Source organism: Bacillus sp. SCT118, assembly GCF_058566435.1.
On the sequence record NZ_CP191225.1, the window covers coordinates 459,200 to 475,426 of the forward strand.

At 44.0% G+C, this 16,227-nt stretch carries 18 protein-coding genes; 10 read left to right on the forward strand and 8 right to left on the reverse strand.

Annotated features, from left to right (window positions below; translation table 11 throughout):
* Positions 1–111 precede the first annotated feature (111 nt).
* The gene (locus ACQVGT_RS02350; protein WP_003227734.1) at positions 112–513 is read left to right on the forward strand and encodes an Rrf2 family transcriptional regulator; all 402 of its coding nucleotides are present in this window, start codon (positions 112–114) and stop codon (positions 511–513) included.
* Positions 514–580: 67 nt separating this feature from the next.
* Positions 581–1,222, forward strand: a complete 642-nt coding sequence (locus ACQVGT_RS02355; protein ID WP_015483810.1) for an NAD(P)-dependent oxidoreductase — start codon at positions 581–583, stop codon at positions 1,220–1,222.
* 34 nt (positions 1,223–1,256) lie between these two features.
* Here ACQVGT_RS02355 and ACQVGT_RS02360 read toward each other — a convergent pair whose 3' ends face one another.
* Positions 1,257–1,640 (reverse strand): DUF5362 family protein, encoded by a 384-nt coding sequence (locus ACQVGT_RS02360; RefSeq protein WP_014478231.1) that lies wholly within the window; start codon positions 1,638–1,640, stop codon positions 1,257–1,259.
* Positions 1,641–1,784: 144 nt separating this feature from the next.
* Between ACQVGT_RS02360 and mta the strand changes: the two genes are divergently transcribed.
* A complete protein-coding gene (mta, locus tag ACQVGT_RS02365) occupies positions 1,785–2,558 on the forward strand; it encodes a transcriptional activator Mta (RefSeq protein ID WP_015483809.1) in 774 nt (257 codons plus the stop codon).
* A 23-nt stretch (positions 2,559–2,581) separates the two neighbouring features.
* Here the strand turns inward: mta and cls are convergent, their stop codons facing one another.
* Complete coding sequence (gene cls, locus ACQVGT_RS02370; protein WP_003243311.1) at positions 2,582–4,030, reverse strand: cardiolipin synthase; 1,449 nt, start codon at positions 4,028–4,030, stop codon at positions 2,582–2,584.
* Positions 4,031–4,272: 242 nt separating this feature from the next.
* Here cls and ACQVGT_RS02375 point away from each other — a divergent pair, with 242 nt between their 5' ends.
* On the forward strand, positions 4,273–4,707 hold the full coding sequence (locus ACQVGT_RS02375; RefSeq protein ID WP_003244359.1) for a DUF5392 family protein: 435 nt from the start codon (positions 4,273–4,275) through the stop codon (positions 4,705–4,707).
* A 93-nt stretch (positions 4,708–4,800) separates the two neighbouring features.
* Here the strand turns inward: ACQVGT_RS02375 and ACQVGT_RS02380 are convergent, their stop codons facing one another.
* The 3 genes from ACQVGT_RS02380 to ACQVGT_RS02390 all read right to left on the reverse strand — a co-directional run bounded on the left by ACQVGT_RS02380 (position 4,801) and on the right by ACQVGT_RS02390 (position 7,789).
* Positions 4,801–6,579: an N-acetylneuraminate synthase family protein gene (locus tag ACQVGT_RS02380; RefSeq protein WP_015483808.1), complete on the reverse strand. Its 1,779-nt coding sequence runs from the start codon at positions 6,577–6,579 to the stop codon at positions 4,801–4,803.
* Positions 6,580–6,785: 206 nt separating this feature from the next.
* Positions 6,786–7,301: a DUF5362 family protein gene (locus ACQVGT_RS02385; RefSeq protein WP_015384876.1), complete on the reverse strand. Its 516-nt coding sequence runs from the start codon at positions 7,299–7,301 to the stop codon at positions 6,786–6,788.
* Positions 7,298–7,789 carry a GNAT family N-acetyltransferase gene (locus ACQVGT_RS02390; RefSeq protein WP_080030753.1) on the reverse strand — a complete coding sequence of 164 codons (492 nt, stop codon included), beginning with the start codon at positions 7,787–7,789 and terminating at the stop codon, positions 7,298–7,300. The genes ACQVGT_RS02385 and ACQVGT_RS02390 overlap by 4 nt, the downstream gene beginning before the upstream one ends.
* A gap of 142 nt (positions 7,790–7,931) precedes the next feature.
* Here ACQVGT_RS02390 and spoIIQ point away from each other — a divergent pair, with 142 nt between their 5' ends.
* Positions 7,932–8,804: a stage II sporulation protein SpoIIQ gene (gene spoIIQ, locus ACQVGT_RS02395; RefSeq protein WP_015384874.1), complete on the forward strand. Its 873-nt coding sequence runs from the start codon at positions 7,932–7,934 to the stop codon at positions 8,802–8,804.
* A 110-nt stretch (positions 8,805–8,914) separates the two neighbouring features.
* Positions 8,915–9,337 (forward strand): VanZ family protein, encoded by a 423-nt coding sequence (locus ACQVGT_RS02400; protein WP_015483806.1) that lies wholly within the window; start codon positions 8,915–8,917, stop codon positions 9,335–9,337.
* A gap of 40 nt (positions 9,338–9,377) precedes the next feature.
* Here ACQVGT_RS02400 and bcrC read toward each other — a convergent pair whose 3' ends face one another.
* The 3 genes from bcrC to amtB form a co-directional block, all read right to left on the reverse strand.
* Positions 9,378–9,959: an undecaprenyl-diphosphate phosphatase BcrC gene (gene bcrC / locus ACQVGT_RS02405; RefSeq protein ID WP_015483805.1), complete on the reverse strand. Its 582-nt coding sequence runs from the start codon at positions 9,957–9,959 to the stop codon at positions 9,378–9,380.
* A 180-nt stretch (positions 9,960–10,139) separates the two neighbouring features.
* Positions 10,140–10,490, reverse strand: a complete 351-nt coding sequence (locus tag ACQVGT_RS02410) for a P-II family nitrogen regulator (RefSeq protein WP_003221829.1) — start codon at positions 10,488–10,490, stop codon at positions 10,140–10,142.
* An 11-nt stretch (positions 10,491–10,501) separates the two neighbouring features.
* A complete protein-coding gene (gene amtB / locus ACQVGT_RS02415) occupies positions 10,502–11,716 on the reverse strand; it encodes an ammonium transporter AmtB (RefSeq protein ID WP_003227757.1) in 1,215 nt (404 codons plus the stop codon).
* 284 nt (positions 11,717–12,000) lie between these two features.
* On the opposite strand from amtB, the gene ACQVGT_RS02420 reads away from it, so the two are divergent.
* From ACQVGT_RS02420 to pucI, 4 genes are all read left to right on the forward strand, one after another.
* Positions 12,001–12,462 carry a hypothetical protein gene (locus ACQVGT_RS02420; RefSeq protein WP_015384870.1) on the forward strand — a complete coding sequence of 154 codons (462 nt, stop codon included), beginning with the start codon at positions 12,001–12,003 and terminating at the stop codon, positions 12,460–12,462.
* 183 nt (positions 12,463–12,645) lie between these two features.
* The gene (locus ACQVGT_RS02425; RefSeq protein WP_015384869.1) at positions 12,646–13,215 is read left to right on the forward strand and encodes an isochorismatase family protein; all 570 of its coding nucleotides are present in this window, start codon (positions 12,646–12,648) and stop codon (positions 13,213–13,215) included.
* Positions 13,215–14,573: an MFS transporter gene (locus tag ACQVGT_RS02430; RefSeq protein ID WP_015384868.1), complete on the forward strand. Its 1,359-nt coding sequence runs from the start codon at positions 13,215–13,217 to the stop codon at positions 14,571–14,573. Before ACQVGT_RS02425 ends, ACQVGT_RS02430 begins: the two co-directional genes overlap by 1 nt.
* Before the next feature lie 180 nt (positions 14,574–14,753).
* Positions 14,754–16,226, forward strand: coding sequence for an allantoin permease (gene pucI / locus ACQVGT_RS02435; RefSeq protein WP_015384867.1), 1,473 nt, complete (start codon positions 14,754–14,756; stop codon positions 16,224–16,226).
* Position 16,227: the final 1 nt, after the last annotated feature.

Consider the following 16,227-nt stretch of genomic DNA (forward strand, 5'->3'; position numbering starts at 1 on the left):
GGCCGATCTATTGACTAAAAACGGTGCACAAAACCCGTGTATTTAGTGTATATTAGATGTTGACAAACGAATCAAATGTAACTATTATAGTTACAACGGTGGTGAAAAAACATGATTAACAGCCGTCTTGCTGTTGCCATTCATATTTTATCCCTCATCTCGATGGATGAAAAAACATCTTCAGAAATCATTGCTGACAGTGTCAACACAAATCCGGTAGTTGTGCGAAGAATGATCAGCCTGCTGAAAAAAGCTGATATTCTCACATCACGCGCCGGGGTGCCGGGTGCAAGCCTCAAAAAAGATCCTGCTGATATTTCTCTTTTAGAAGTGTATCGGGCTGTCCAAAAGCAAGAAGAACTCTTTGCGGTTCATGAAAACCCGAATCCGAAATGTCCGGTAGGGAAAAAAATTCAGAACGCTCTGGATGAAACGTTTGAAAGTGTGCAAAGAGCGATGGAAAATGAACTGGCGAGCAAGTCATTAAAAGATGTTATGAATCATCTCTTTTAATCAAAAGGGATGACTTCTCACCGTTAACATGTAACTAAAGTTGTTACAAATAAGGAGGAAATGAAAAATGAAAATTGGTATTATAGGCGCAAGCGGGAAAGCGGGAAACGAGATTTTGAAAGAAGCGAAAACAAGAGGCCATGAAGTGACAGCCATCGTCAGAAACGCTTCAAAAGTGAAGGAGCAGGACGTAGCGGTTTTGGAAAAAGATGTGTTTGAACTGACTGCGGAAGACATCAAGCCTTTCGACGCAGTCGTAAACGCTTTTGGAGCAGCACCCGGCCAAGAACATCTTCATGTTGAAGCAGGAAGAGCACTCATCAGCATCTTAAAGGACGCGAAGCACACAAGATTGCTTGTTGTTGGCGGAGCGGGAAGCCTGTTTGTTGATGAAGCCAAAACAACCCGTTTAATGGATACGCCGGAATTTCCGAAAGAATATTTGCCAACTGCATCAAATCAAGGCGAGAACCTGAAAGATTTGCAGCAGACAGACTCTATTTCCTGGACGTTCCTCAGTCCTGCGGCATTTTTTGATCCAGCAGGAAAACGGACTGGCTCTTACCAAAAAGGAAAAGACAATGTCATCGTAAATGCAAAAGGCGACAGCTATATCAGCTATGCAGATTATGCCATTGCCGTGTTGGATGAGCTTGAACATCCTGAACACAAAAATGAACGCTTCACAGTGGTAAGCGAAGCGGAATAATAAAAAACCCGGAGCCAGCTCCGGGTTTTTCTCATTAATAAGTGCTGTACGTATCGCTGAAAAGGCCGTCAGCAATCCCAAGCATTAAAAAGATGAAGAAGGCGATAATCGCAAGAATGGATACAGCAATGCTTACGATCAAATAAATCCCTTGCATCTTTACGAATTTCGCGTAATTCTCCAGCATTAAGTCTTCAGACTGTCCGCTATTGTGTTCAGCCATTTGGCCTGCTTCCCTAGCTGACCTCATCAAAAAGATACCGGAAATAATTTGCAGTACGCCTGGCACGGCACCGATTAGAAAAATGAACGCGCCTGAAAGCGCGGTAATTGCGCCCATAATAATAAATAAAATGCCTGTAGCTTTTCCCCATTTCGAAATGCTGATGAGGGTTTTGTTCATTGTTTCAGGATTCATGTATACTGGCTCCCCTTTACAAAAAAATACTCACTTTTCTTTTATACACTATTTGTGAGAAGTTTTGTATATAGAAAATAACATTTTGGGGATTGACCCTAACGTTGCGTGATTGTTTACGATAAAAAAGAGGAGGTGTTATATATGAAATATCAAGTTAAACAAGTGGCGGAGATATCAGGTGTCAGCATTCGGACGCTTCATCACTATGACAATATTGAGCTTCTGAATCCTTCAGCGCTTACTGATGCTGGGTATCGTTTGTACAGTGACGCAGACCTGGAAAGACTGCAGCAGATTTTATTTTTCAAGGAAATCGGGTTTCGTCTGGATGAGATTAAAGAGATGCTGGATCATCCGAATTTTGACCGGAAAGCGGCACTTCAGTCGCAAAAGGAGATATTGATGAAGAAAAAACAAAGAATGGATGAGATGATTCAAACAATTGACAGGACGCTTTTGTCCGTTGATGGAGGGGAAACGATGAATAAGAGGGATTTATTTGCCGGATTAAGCATGAAAGACATTGAAGAGCACCAGCAGACATACGCTGATGAAGTCAGAAAGCTGTATGGAAAGGAAATCGCAGAAGAAACAGAGAAAAGGACATCTGCATACTCGGCAGATGATTGGCGAACGATCATGGCTGAATTTGATTCGATTTACAGACGAATTGCGGCGCGAATGAAGCATGGGCCCGATGATGCAGAGGTTCAGGCCGCAGTGGGGGCATTTCGCGATCATATTTGCCAATATCATTACGATTGCACACTCGACATTTTCAGAGGACTCGGGGAAGTGTATATCACTGACGAGCGATTTACCGATTCAATCAATCAATATGGAGAAGGTCTTGCCGCTTTTTTGCGGGAGGCAATCATCATTTACTGTGACCATCAGGAAAACCCCCGGCCGTAAAGGCCGGGGGTTTTTGGCGCATCTTATAAGATCGGCGACAACAGCCGCGAGACGGATTCTTTTATTCGAATCCACAACGGGCGCTGCAGATACTCCTCATAGGTGAATTTTCTGGATACTAGCAAATCTTCTTTAAAAGTTGAAACCAGTTTTTTAGCAATGGTGATATCGTATATAAATGCATTAACCTCAAAATTCAGTCTGAAGCTTCGGACATCAATGTTCGCTGTGCCGACTGAAGCGATTTCGTCATCCACCACGATGGTTTTCGCGTGAATAAAGCCGTTATCGTAAATATAGACAGTGGCTCCGGCTTTCAGCAGATCGCCGATATACGAAAGTGTCGCCCAGTATACAAAGGCGTGATCGGGCTTGTTCGGAATCATAATGTTAACGTCAATGCCCGAAAGGCAAGCGATCCTTAAAGCATCCAGCAGGCTTGCATCTGGGATAAAATAAGGTGTTTGTATCAAAATGGAACGCTTGGCGTTTGAAATCATTTTGATGTAGCCATTTTTAATTTGTTCCCATTCCGAATCAGGGCCGCTTGTGACAATCTGCATCCCGACGTTGCCTTTTGGGCCGTAATCAGGAAAGTGATTTGGAATATATGTCAGCGTATGGTGATGAGAAGCTTGGTTCCAGTCAAGGATGAACCGTGTTTGGATGGCGTGCACAGCCGTTCCTTGCAGCCGGATATGCGTATCCCGCCAATAACCGAATTTCGGATTAAGCCCTAGATACTCATCTCCGACGTTAAAACCTCCGACATAACCGGTCATACCGTCTATGATCACAAGCTTTCGATGGTTCCGGTAATTCAGCCGCAGGTTAATCGGCCTGAGCTTTGACGGGAAAAAGACCTCCACATGCCCGCCAGCCTCGCGAAGCTCTTTAAAAAACTTTTTTCTCAGCGTTCTGGACCCGAGTTCATCATAAAGCACTCTGACCTGAACACCTTCTTTCGCCTTTTGGATGAGAGCGTCGCGCAATTTTTTGCCTAATTCATCGCCTTTATAAATATAATACTGTAAATGGATATGATCCTTAGCCTTTGAAATGTCACTCAGCAGCCGCTGAAATTTATCCCGTCCATCTGTAATGACGTCAACTGAATTATCCTCTGTAAACACAGCATGGTTATTCATAATCAGCATATAAATTAAATCTTTGTTATCAAAGGTTGCCCGGTTGTTAAACTGAAATTGCTTGGTTTCTAAATCTTCAAGCTGATGCTTCAGCAGCCTTTCAATTCCAATCTTTTTCCGGTCTTCCCATTGAAACAAATGCTTGCGTCTGAGATTATGGCCGAATAATAAGTATAAAATAAAGCCTAAAACGGGAATAAAGAAAAGAACAAGCAGCCACGCCCAAGATGCACTGGCATCGCGCCGTTCTTTGAAGATGACAATGATGGCCAAAAGAATATTTAAAATGAAAAAAAGTGATAAAAGGATGGAAGAAATACTCACTTTGTAACCCCGCTCATTCATATTTATCAAGAAGATTGCCATTAGTATTCCATGAATAACAGTGATCTGATTCCCATTACAAATTATAACACTCACATTTTAAAAGAATAAAGAGCGGCGATCCAGATTCTTCGTGAAAAATACGGGCAGATTTCTTTAAAACCAGCTTGCACCTGCGTTAAAATAAACACATATGATAACGTTCGTGAAGCTTGAAACATCAAATAAAGGGGGAGGATTATATGAACTTTTACAGAGTCGAACAAATGCCGGGGTTCATCAAAACAGAAATGCAAAAAATTCAAAAGGCCGTACAGCCTTTCATGAAAAAAACCGTCATTTACCGTTTTCTTGCTATTCCGCTTGCTGCATTCTCTCTCTTTAATTTAGCTGCTTTTCTATTTCATGCTTCAGCTGACAGGGAGTCCCTGATCAGCGCAGGCATATTCGCCCTTTTGGCGGCGCTCGGGCTCGCATTTTTTAAAGAGGCAGGCTATCAGCATAAACAAATCCAAAAAACGGTTCACATCTATATGCTGAACAGGATCAAAAAGAGCGAAATCCTTTCAGAAGAGCGGAAAAGCTCCTACGCACGACAAATAAAGGAAGAGCCTTTTGCGATGCGGAGTTTTGTTGAATTTTTGACTGAGGAAGACAGACGCAAAAAAATGTATTAAAGAAGATCTGCACCCGGATTGTTGAGATTTTTCAGACGATCCGGGTGTGTTTTTTTGTATGACTTGGGATACGGACACGAGTTGTTATTTATTTCAAGGTAACAGCGTTGCTTTGTTGATTTCCTCTACTAATGATGCCTGATCGATCCATTTGGTCGACACATCTTGATTGATCTTTGAAATGTGCCGGTTTTCTGTTAAATAATCTCTTATCCGGCTGAAATAGAGCGGTTCGTTTTTGACATCCAGGTTTTGATATATTTGTTCAAACAATTCTAAGTCTTTAGGTTCATCTAGGGTTAAACGCCAAGATGGATAATGGAGTTCTTTCGGCAAGCTGACTTGATTGATGGTGAATAGGGAAGGATTGTTTACAAAATAAAAAGAAAGATATTCTGTATGGGTTAACGGTTTTGGCTGCTGTACAAGCCGCTGAAGAGCTTCAACAGTAATAATATTCCCGGAAATTCCTGCTGAACTTGAAAGTTCCTGAGTATAATCTGCTCCTTTTTGCAAGTGCTGTTCAATTAAATATTGAAGCACTTCAGGTGAAACCGCTGGGCAATCGCCGGTCACCCGGATAATGATATCGGCTTTTGTTAACGCCGCGGCTTCAAGCATTCTTTCTGCCACATTTTCGGGGGAACCCCTTACGATTCTGACCTTTCCATTTAGAGTGAAAGCTTCAAGCGGATCGTCATCAGGAAGATTTGACGTTGCCAACACAACTTCGTCAACAGAAGGGACAGCCAGACAATTGATTAAACAGCGCTCGACAGATGGAATTCCATAAATCGGGAGCAACGCTTTTTTTGGCAAACGGGTCGATTTTAGCCGGCATATTACCGCAATCGTAATTCTTGGTTTTTTAATATCGTTGGGTGTAACAGGCTGGTTTAACGATAAATCAGCAGTTGCGACTTGAGGGAAAGCGTCTTCGGCTTGTAAAGGCATCAGTGCATTTTCATTTCCGCATCTTTTGTAACTTGTTTTTTCCAGCGTTATAATTTCTCCTTTTTTTATATCCCGGTTAGCAGTCACACGTAATGAGGAATCGTGCAAATACTTTCTTTCAGATTCATTTACTTCAGTTGACCCCGCTGCAATTTGGGCCTGCTTAAGCTTTTCTGTCATTAGTTTGAATTCGTTTGGCTCTAGTGAAGAATAATAATCAAACCCTTTAGCTGCCCGGTTTAGGGTTATATGTTTTTCAATAACAGAGGCCCCTGAGAAAAACGCATAGACAGGAAGGTCGGCTGCAAGCGGATGCTCTGCGTCAATGTGATCCGCAAATCCAATTTGAACCTTGTATCTTTCCTTTAGATGTTGAACCCGTTTTAGGTTAATATCCTTTAATGTTGTGGGATATCCTTGGAATCCGTGCATGAGTATGAGCTGATTGTCCATATGTTGTTTTACAAGCGGCATCAACTGATCAATCTCTTCTTCATACCATCCCCCAACTCCGATGAGCACAGGCTTCTCAGTCATACCTATCGTTTTCATGATCTCCGTGGATTGAAGGATGGTTGTTGGAAGCTTAATGCCGTCAATGTCACGCTGAAGGTGCGAAAAAAGCTCTGCTCCCCATGAATCGAAAATATCCACCCATATTTCTAATCCAAGGCTTTTTCCATATGCGACACAATTTTTCCATACGTCTTCATTCAAAAACAGCTCGATATACGACTCATAAGCAAAAAAACAAGGTGTTGCAATACAGTCATATTTGAACCACTGAAATTTCACACCATCTGCTCCGCTTTCAGCTGCAGCCTTGATGAGTGCTCTGAGGTTCTCCTCTTTTCCTTGATGGGCGTTTGCGATTTCAGCTAGCACTTTTACTTTTTCCGAAGGGCTGTTATTTTCCAAATGTCCCACTCCTTTATGTTTATTGAGACAAACCTGCTGATGCCGCTTTCGAGTTGAAAGCCGAGTCATTTTAATAGATTGTATGCTTGCTTCAAGACTTGGTGTTTATGCCAGCCTGCTTTGACTGATAATTTTACGGAAAATAGACAAATAAAAAAGGCATGGTTCCGTTTGATCCGGAACTCATGCCCTGTCCTGTCTCATCATTATTCAAACACCGGATCATCCTCATAATAATAAGAATCCGGATCATCATACGAAGGCGTGTTCTCAAAAGCAGCAATGCCGATTACCACCAGCACGAAAATGGCTACAATGATCCCGATCAGGACAGTAACGATACTGGATGCTGCATAAAACAGCTGCATTTTTATAAATGTCCCGTAATTTTCAAGCATGCTTTCGCCAGCGCTGCCGGCTAGATTTCCTTCGGCTTCCGCGGCTGCTTTTGCTGAGCGCATCAAAAATACGCCTGATATAATGAGCAGTACGCCCGGGATGGCGCCAATCACTGTCATCAAAACAGACAGAGTGACAAGCGATCCCATAATGATTAACAAGATGCCAGAAATTTTGCCCCACTTGGCAATGTCGGATAGCGACTTGACAGCAGAGGCACTCAGCTGGCGGGTCTCCTCAACAGGTGCAGTCTCCTCTTCAACGAGGCTATTTTCTTCATTATGATTTTCAATTTCGTTTTCATCTTTATCCAGACTAATCATGAAAGCTCTCTCCCTAAAATTTTTAAATCGTATCTTTTCCCGTCCATTTCGGCGATGCCGGGGAATAGTCCCCATTCTGCAAACCCGTGCTTTTCAAACAGCTTCAGGCTTGGTTTATTATGCCCGAAAATGAAGGCCATAAGTGAGCGGATGCCTAGATTCGGGGCAATGCGGAGCGCTTCTTGAAGCAAATATGATCCAACACCTTTGCCGCGGCATGCTTCGTCAATGTATATGCTGACCTCCGCTGTTTTATTATAGGCTGGCCTTCCATAAAATGTTTCAAAGCTGATCCAGGCAGCGACGTTTCCATTTTCGTCCTCGGCCACATAGAGCGGACGTGCCTCTGTATGTCCTAAAAACCATTCCATCCGGTCTTCAGGAGTTACCGGTTCGGTATCGGCTGTTACCATTCGAGAAGCAATCGTTGAATTATAAATCGCAACAACAGCCTCCAGATCTTTATTTTCAGCAAGGCGCAATGTCATGTTCATACGTTTTTGGCACTCCTCTCAAAAAAAAATGACATATTTTCGTAACAGTCTGCGCAAACTACATCTAAAAAAGTTTTTTGGATAGGTGTATATATTTTCAGAAAAGTGTTCAGAATGTTGCTGAGGTGATGAAACAATGAGAGAGGAAGAAAAGAAAACTTCTCAAGTCAAAAAACTTCAGCAGTTTTTTCGTAAACGCTGGGTGTTCCCTGCAATTTACTTAGTCAGTGCGGCCGTCATTTTAACAGCTGTCCTTTGGTATCAATCAGTATCAAATGATGAGGTAAAGGATCAGTTGGCTGATAACGGCGGAAACGCCGCATATGACAACAACGACGATGCAGTTGAAGTAGGAAAGTCAATGGAAAATGTCGCAATGCCGGTTGTTGATTCTGAAAACGTTTCTGTTGTGAAAAAGTTCTATGAAACCGATGCCGCAAAAGAAGAGAAAGAAGCAGCACTCGTTACCTATAATAACACGTACAGCCTAAGCAAAGGAATTGACTTAGCTGAGAAAGACGGAAAAGATTTCGATGTCTCTGCTTCTCTGAGCGGTACGGTTGTTAAAGCTGAAAAAGATCCAGTGCTGGGATATGTTGTGGAAGTAGAACATGCCGACGGTTTATCGACTGTGTATCAATCTCTTTCCGAAGTAAGCGTTGAGCAAGGTGACAAAGTAAAACAAAATCAAGTGATCGGAAAATCTGGCAAGAACCTTTACAGTGAAGACAGCGGAAACCACGTGCACTTTGAAATCCGTAAAGATGGGATCGCAATGAATCCGTTAAACTTAATGGACAAACCAGTTTCTTCTATTGAAAAAGCAGCAGCTGCTGAAGAAAAAGCTGCCACCCAAGAAACAGAAGAATCCATTCAGCAATCTTCCGAGAAAAAGGACGGATCAACTGAAAAAGGAACAGAAGAAAAATCCGGTGAGAAAAAGGATGATTCAACTGACAAATCTGGTTCCAAAGAAAGCAGCACAACAGAAGACACTGAACAGTCTTAATGAAGAAAACGTCTATCCTTGTGATGGGCGTTTTTTTCTGTTACTTTTTGCTTTGTTTTACCGTCTATGTAGTTACATGTAGGCACGTACGCTATAAAGGAGGTTATGTCATGAACCGCCTATTGCTAGCAGGCTGGATCTTTTTTATCCTGCTTTCTGTCTGTACGGAAAGCTTCAGCGGCATGGTCGTATCGCAAACGGTGGCTTTTCATTTTCAGCCGCACCCTGATCTGTCTCAATTTTTAGTTATTGATTTTACTGAGCTTACTGTACCTGAAGCGTTTATTCAAAAAATCGGACATGCGTTTTCCTTCTTTGTGCTGACATATTTGCTGTGGAAACAGCGGGGCAGCATAAGATCAGCTGCAGCCGGCTCATTCGCGTTTGCTTTTTTCACAGAAGTTCTTCAGCTCTTCTTCAGCAGGAATGGTTGTATCCGGGATGTGCTCATCGATGCTGTTGGAATTGGGTTGTTTTATGGTTTATATGTGTTGGCGAAGCGAAGAAAACAAGAGATGTATGAGAAATATTAAAGCCGGCTGTCTTGGTTAAAGACGCCGGCTTTTGTCTTTCTTAGAAATTTTGATCGGTTGGTTTTTTCGTCAGTTTATTGATAATGGCTTCATAGATCCTCACGACCAAATCGACGAACGGGCGAAGCAGATCTGAAAATCTAAAGAAAAGGAACCCGATAATGATGGCGACAACGAGGCTGCCCAATACATCTACCGGATAGTGATGTCCCACCCAAATTCTCGAAAAGCCTGTCAAAAGCCCAAAAATGACAAGCGGCCAGCCGATTTTGCGGTTTCTGAAAAGCATCGCAATAGAAATCGCTAATGCACCTGTCGTGTGGTCACTTGGAAATGAAGCATCCGCAGCATGCGGAATCAGTGTATGCACTGTATGCGCAACGAACGGGCGCGGTTCGAAATAAACAAGCGTAATCAAATAGTTGATCACAAGGCCTGCAATTCCTGTGATGCCTGCGTATAGCACATGTTTTCTGCTTTGTGTGTTCCCGAACAGCCAGATTGCCAATAGGATAAGGGCATAGGCGACAATGGCATATTCCGTGATGAAGACCATAATGGAATCGAGAACTGAATTGTGATGAGATTGTCCATGGATTGCTTTAAAAATTTCGTAGTTCAAATAATCACCTTTTACATTTTTATATTTAGTAGACTAATCTTACTCATGAAAAGTTTCAAATAAAAATAGAGATTGTCTGAAATAACGGCGCTTGAAGAGAATTCGAAGAGGAATCGCGGTTTCTGGGGGGATTCTGTGCACAAAAAAAGAGATCCGGAGTGTCCGAATCTCGTACCGATATTAAAGTGCTTCAGGTCCTTCTTCGCCTGTGCGGATGTTGATCGTATTGCTGATTTCATAGACAAATATTTTACCGTCACCCGGTGATCCCGTTTTCAGCACCCTTTTAGCGGTCTCAGTCACTTGATCAACAGGAACCTTGCTGACCACAATTTCTATTTTTAAACGCTCGTATACATTGCTTTCTATTTTTACCCCTCGATAGAGCTCCGTATGTGCTTTTTGAAGGCCGCAGCCGTGTACATTGGAGAAAGTCAGAGAGGTCACTCCGATTTTTCCGAGTTCCTGCTTCAGCTTTTCAAAATTTGCCGGACGCGTTACAATTTCTACCTTGAACATTTGACCGCTCATAGCGTCACTCCTCACATAGAATCTTGATATGCTTTTTCCCCGTGCATCGTTAAGTCAAGCCCAAGTGACTCTTCTTCTTCAGTTGCGCGAAGGGGAAGGAAGAGGCTTACAATTTTAATAATAACGAAAGTGACAATAAATACAAAAACATAAGTGGCGGCGATGGCGACGATTTGTTTCCAGATTAAGCTTGCATCACCGTAAAATAACCCATCTGCGCCCGCTGAGTTAACAGAGGTTGTTGCGAATAATCCTGTTGCGATTCCGCCCCATGTGCCTCCGATCCCGTGCAGGCCAAAGGCGTCAAGCGCGTCGTCGTATCCGAATTTCTTTTTAAGCGAGAATACTCCCCAGAAACAAACTGCCCCGCCGATGATGCCAATAATAATGGAAGCGAACGGTGTGACAAATCCGGCAGCCGGCGTAATGGCGACAAGCCCGGCGATTGCTCCAGATACCGCTCCGAGCATTGTCGGTTTTTTGTTAATGATCCATTCTACTAAGATCCAGCCGGCGATCCCGGCTGCAGCCGCGGTGTTTGTGTTGATGAAGGCGTACATGGCTACACCATCTAAGGTCAAAGCGCTGCCGACGTTAAAACCGAACCAGCCGAACCAAATCAAAGCTCCTCCTAAGAAGGTGTAAATGAGGTTATGCGGAGAAGACGCTGTGCCGTCTTTCCGTTTGCCAAGCACAATAGCAAGAACAAGTCCTGCCACACCGGAGGAAATATGAACAACATTGCCGCCAGCGAAATCGAGCGCTCCAAGCTGGCCGATCCAGCCGCCGCCCCATACCCAGTGCGCTACGGGTGTGTAAACCAAAGAGGCCCATAAAACCGAGAATAAAAGAAAAGCGCCGAATCGCATCCGCTCTGCGAAAGCCCCGGAAATAATCGCTGTAGTCAAAACGGCAAACGTCATTTGGAACATCATAAATAACGAGTGGGGGATGGTATCGCTGTAATCTCCCGGATCAAATCCGACCCCTTTGAGGCCGGCCCACTCCAGCCCGCCGATGATTGAATTGCCTGGTGCGAAGGCAAGTGTATATCCGAACAGCACCCAAACGATGGAAACGATGGCAATGGAAGAGAAACTGTGCATGGCAGTGCTCAGCACATTTTTGCTCTTTACCATTCCTCCATAAAATAACGCTAATCCCGGGGTCATCAGCCACACGAGTAAAGCGCAAAAGAACATAAAAACTGTATCGCCCATTTGCATGTCTCATTCCTCCGTATCTTTCAGAATAAAAAGCAATTATTATATTTCTTCATTATAGCGAAAAAAGAATGATAAAACATTTTCATGTAAGATTTCCTAACATGGTTTTTAAGGAGTGTTATCGAGGGATGGAAAGAAAGGAGAACTGCATTTTTTACGATATAAGACTTTATATCTATAAAAGAAGCTATTCATATGAGCGGAAAAGGGAATTGACATTAATTAGAATACTCTATACTGTATTAAGTGTACTACATCAAATGATACACTGAGGGGGATGTAAGATGAATAAAGGCGGCAGGCTGAGGAAAACGGTACGCAAGTCGATTCCTGCGACGTTCCGATTGTTTTTAGCCTTTAATTTTTTCGTGTACGGTCTGGCGAAAGTGGTGATTGGCCAGTTTGGCGAGGTGACGCCTGAAATCGAGGCGGCTGCCGGGAAGGGGTTTACGATCGCGTGGACATTTTTCGGTTATTCTCATGTCTATGAACTGTTTATAGGTTTTGGTGAAATCCTGGCAGCTGTTTTATTACTGATTCCGCGAACAGCTGCATTAGGGGCGGTTATTTTTATGCCCATTATTGTGAACATCGTCTTGATTAACTATTGTTTTGATATTGGCGTGCAGGATCTTAGCACGATATTAATGGTTATGTGTCTCATCCTGCTTTGGATGGACCGCCGCAAATTCATAGGCATTTTCAGGCAGGAACCGATAGACAGCAGGCAGGTGATGAAGCGATGACGCCCCTTATGATTACAGTGCTGGCCGGTTTGTTCGTATGCACAACCTGTTACTACTACATAAAAGAAAAATCATGAGAAAACGCTCCTTCTGAGAATTTCACAAGCATCATAAAAGAACCTAGGCAGTGTGAAGAGTAAAATATGCAATGTGAGAAACACTAACAGTATCAGGAGGAGACGTATGATGAATACACTCAACATTGATTTTCAAAAAACAGCATTGATTATCATTGATTTACAAAAGGGAATTGTGCCGATTGATCAAAGCGGCCAGGTTGTCCCGAACGCGAAAAAGCTCGTAGATGAATTTCGGAAACATAACGGGTTCATCAGCTTTGTAAATGTAGCCTTTCATGATGGAGCGGACGCCCTGAAGCCGCAAACGGATGAGCCTGCGCAGGGAGGTTCAGGGGAAATGCCGGCGGACTGGGCCGAATTTGTTCCGGAAATCGGTGTGAAGGATGGCGATTATACTGTGACAAAACGGCAATGGGGTGCTTTTTTTGGCACAGATTTAGACTTGCAGCTGAGACGCCGCGGCATTGATACGATTGTATTGTGCGGCATCGCAACGAATATCGGGGTGGAAAGCACAGCACGGGAGGCATTTCAGCTTGGCTATCAACAGATTTTTATTACAGATGCCATGTCCACATTTAGCGATGAAGAGCATGAAGCCACACTGCGCTTTATTTTCCCGAGAATCGGTAAATCGCGGACAACGGAAGAATTTCTGGAACAAGTGAAATGATGTTATCGAAAAAAAGCCGGGCTGTTTTTTTAACAGCGGTGGCTTCGGGAACAATGCTGAATCCGCTGAACTCGTCTATGATCTCTCTTGCGCTCCATAGCATCCAGCATGAGTTTCACCTCTCGTTTACAACGGTTTCCTGGCTGATTTCCTCGTTTTACTTGGCGAGTGCCGTGGCACAGCCGGTTACGGGAAAGCTCGGTGATTTGATTGGGCGGAAACGCTTGTTTTTATTCGGGCTTATTCTTGTTGCGGTTTCTGCCATCGGGGCGCCGTTTGCGCCGACGTTTATGACATTATTGGTCATGCGGCTGTTTCAATCGGTGGGGAGCAGTGCGATTTATCCGTCAGGTGTTGGCTTGATTCGGAATCATATTCATGAGCGCCAAGCTTCAGCCTTGGCTGTACTCTCTATTTTTGCGTCCGCCATGACGGCGCTGGGGCCGACAGTCGGCGGGTTTTTGATTGTATGGGGAGGCTGGCCGGCGATCTTTATCGTTAATTTGCCGTTTATTATCCTCAGCTTCTTATTGGGCCTGTATATGTTCCCGAAAGATCAGAAAAAAGGGGCAGGAATCAAAACCATTATTCGGCAGCTCGACATTCTTGGAATTGTTTTATTTGCCGGGGGAATCATTTTCCTTCTATCCTTTTTGCTGTCGTTCAGCACGTCGCCGCATGCGGTTGAAGGTGTGCTTGGCTTACTTCTGCTCTGTGCGTTTGTCTGGCGCGAGCTGAAAACGGATAAGCCATTTATTGATGTCCGTCTGTTTAAAACACAACGTAACCTGTCAGCCGTGTATGTTCAGTTTATTTTATTGAATGTTTTCTTCTATTGTTTATTTTTTGGTCTGCCAAGTTACTTTCAGGATGAAATGCATCTTTCTGTTCAAACGAGCGGCCTGTTTATGCTGTTTATGTCTGGAATGAGCATCGTTGTGTCACCTCTAACCGGCAAATGGATCGACCGATCTGGTGTCGTCAAGCCGATCTTTGCGGGAGCGCTTTTGATGACGGCTGGAGCCGTGCTCTTAACCATTTTTTTTATCAATGTCCAGACCATCGGTAAAGGGCTCATTCTGTCGCTCTTGGGTATAGGCTACGGACTGGGCAATGTCGCGCTTCAGGCAGCGATGCTGAAAACGAGTCCTTCCAACATGGTAGGAACGACTTCAGGCCTGTTTCAAACCTGCCGTTACCTAGGATCGATTTTGTCTTCGGTGATCCTTGGCGTTCTTTTTGGTAAAGAAATCACGGCAGCCCATTTTGATATGATGGGAATCATTATGATCATAGCGGGCGGAGCAAGCCTGTTAATGGCTGTTAGATTTGCTGCATTAATGAAAGCTGCAACTTGAGAAAGAGACAGACTCTGAGGTCTGTCTCTTTTTCTTGTTTAAGCTGTTCAAATACAAATGGGAAAATTGTATATCATAGCCAGTGTTATTGTCTGACTCTTCAGTTATATTAAGTGACATCTAATGTCAAAAAACATAACGTGTGACGACATATAGACAATATGGAAAGGGGAGCCGGCTATGAAGTTAAAAGAGAGTCAGCAGCAATCCAACAGGCTGAGCAATGAAGATCTGGTGCCTTTGGGACAGGAAAAACGGACGTGGAAAGCAATGAACTTTGCCTCCATTTGGATGGGATGTATACATAACATACCGACCTACGCGACGGTGGGAGGATTAATTGCGATCGGCCTTTCGCCTTGGCAGGTGCTGGCGATCATTATTACGGCATCGCTTATCCTATTTGGCGCTCTTGCCTTAAACGGCCATGCGGGGACAAAATACGGGCTGCCGTTTCCAGTGATCATTCGGGCTTCTTACGGGATATACGGTGCGAATATCCCCGCGCTTCTAAGGGCGTTTACAGCTATCATGTGGCTTGGCATCCAGACCTTTGCGGGTAGCACGGCATTGAACATTTTGCTTTTGAATATGTGGCCGGGCTGGGGAGAAATTGGCGGCGAGTGGAACATTCTCGGCATTCACTTATCTGGTTTGCTTTCTTTTGTATTCTTTTGGGCCATTCATTTACTCGTATTGCATCACGGCATGGAGTCGATTAAACGTTTTGAGGTGTGGGCAGGGCCTTTAGTGTATCTGGTATTTGGCGGCATGGTATGGTGGGCCGTTGATATTGCCGGAGGATTGGGCCCGATATACTCTCAACCAGGAAAGTTTCATACGTTTTCAGAAACATTCTGGCCGTTTGCTGCCGGAGTTACTGGCATCATCGGCATCTGGGCGACATTGATCTTAAATATACCTGATTTTACACGGTTTGCTGAAACACAAAAAGAGCAAATCAAAGGGCAATTTTACGGTTTGCCGGGAACATTTGCGCTGTTCGCCTTCGCAAGTATTACGGTGACCTCCGGCTCGCAGGTCGCGTTCGGAGAGCCGATTTGGGATGTTGTCGATATTTTGGCGCGGTTTGATAATCCTTATGTCATCGTCTTGTCCGTGATCACGCTCTGCATCGCCACGATCTCTGTAAATGTCGCGGCGAACATCGTATCGCCCGCTTATGATATAGCGAATGCCCTTCCGAAATATATCAATTTCAAACGTGGCAGCTTTATCACAGCGTTGCTCGCTTTATTTACGGTTCCATGGAAGCTGATGGAGAGCGCGACAAGCGTGTATGCGTTTCTTGGCTTAATAGGCGGCATGCTTGGACCGGTGGCAGGCGTGATGATGGCCGACTATTTTATCATTCGCAAACGTGAGCTCTCGGTAGATGACCTGTATTCCGAAACAGGACGGTATGTGTATTGGAAGGGCTACAATTACCGTGCGTTTGCAGCCACAATGTTAGGAGCGCTGATTTCGCTGATTGGCATGTATGTTCCTGTATTGAAGAGTTTATACGATATTTCTTGGTTTGTAGGTGTGCTGATTTCCTTTCTTTTCTATATTGTTCTGATGCGTGTTCACCCGCCTGCATCGTCGGCGATTGAAACGGTTGAACACGCGCAGGTCCGCCAGGCTGAATAAG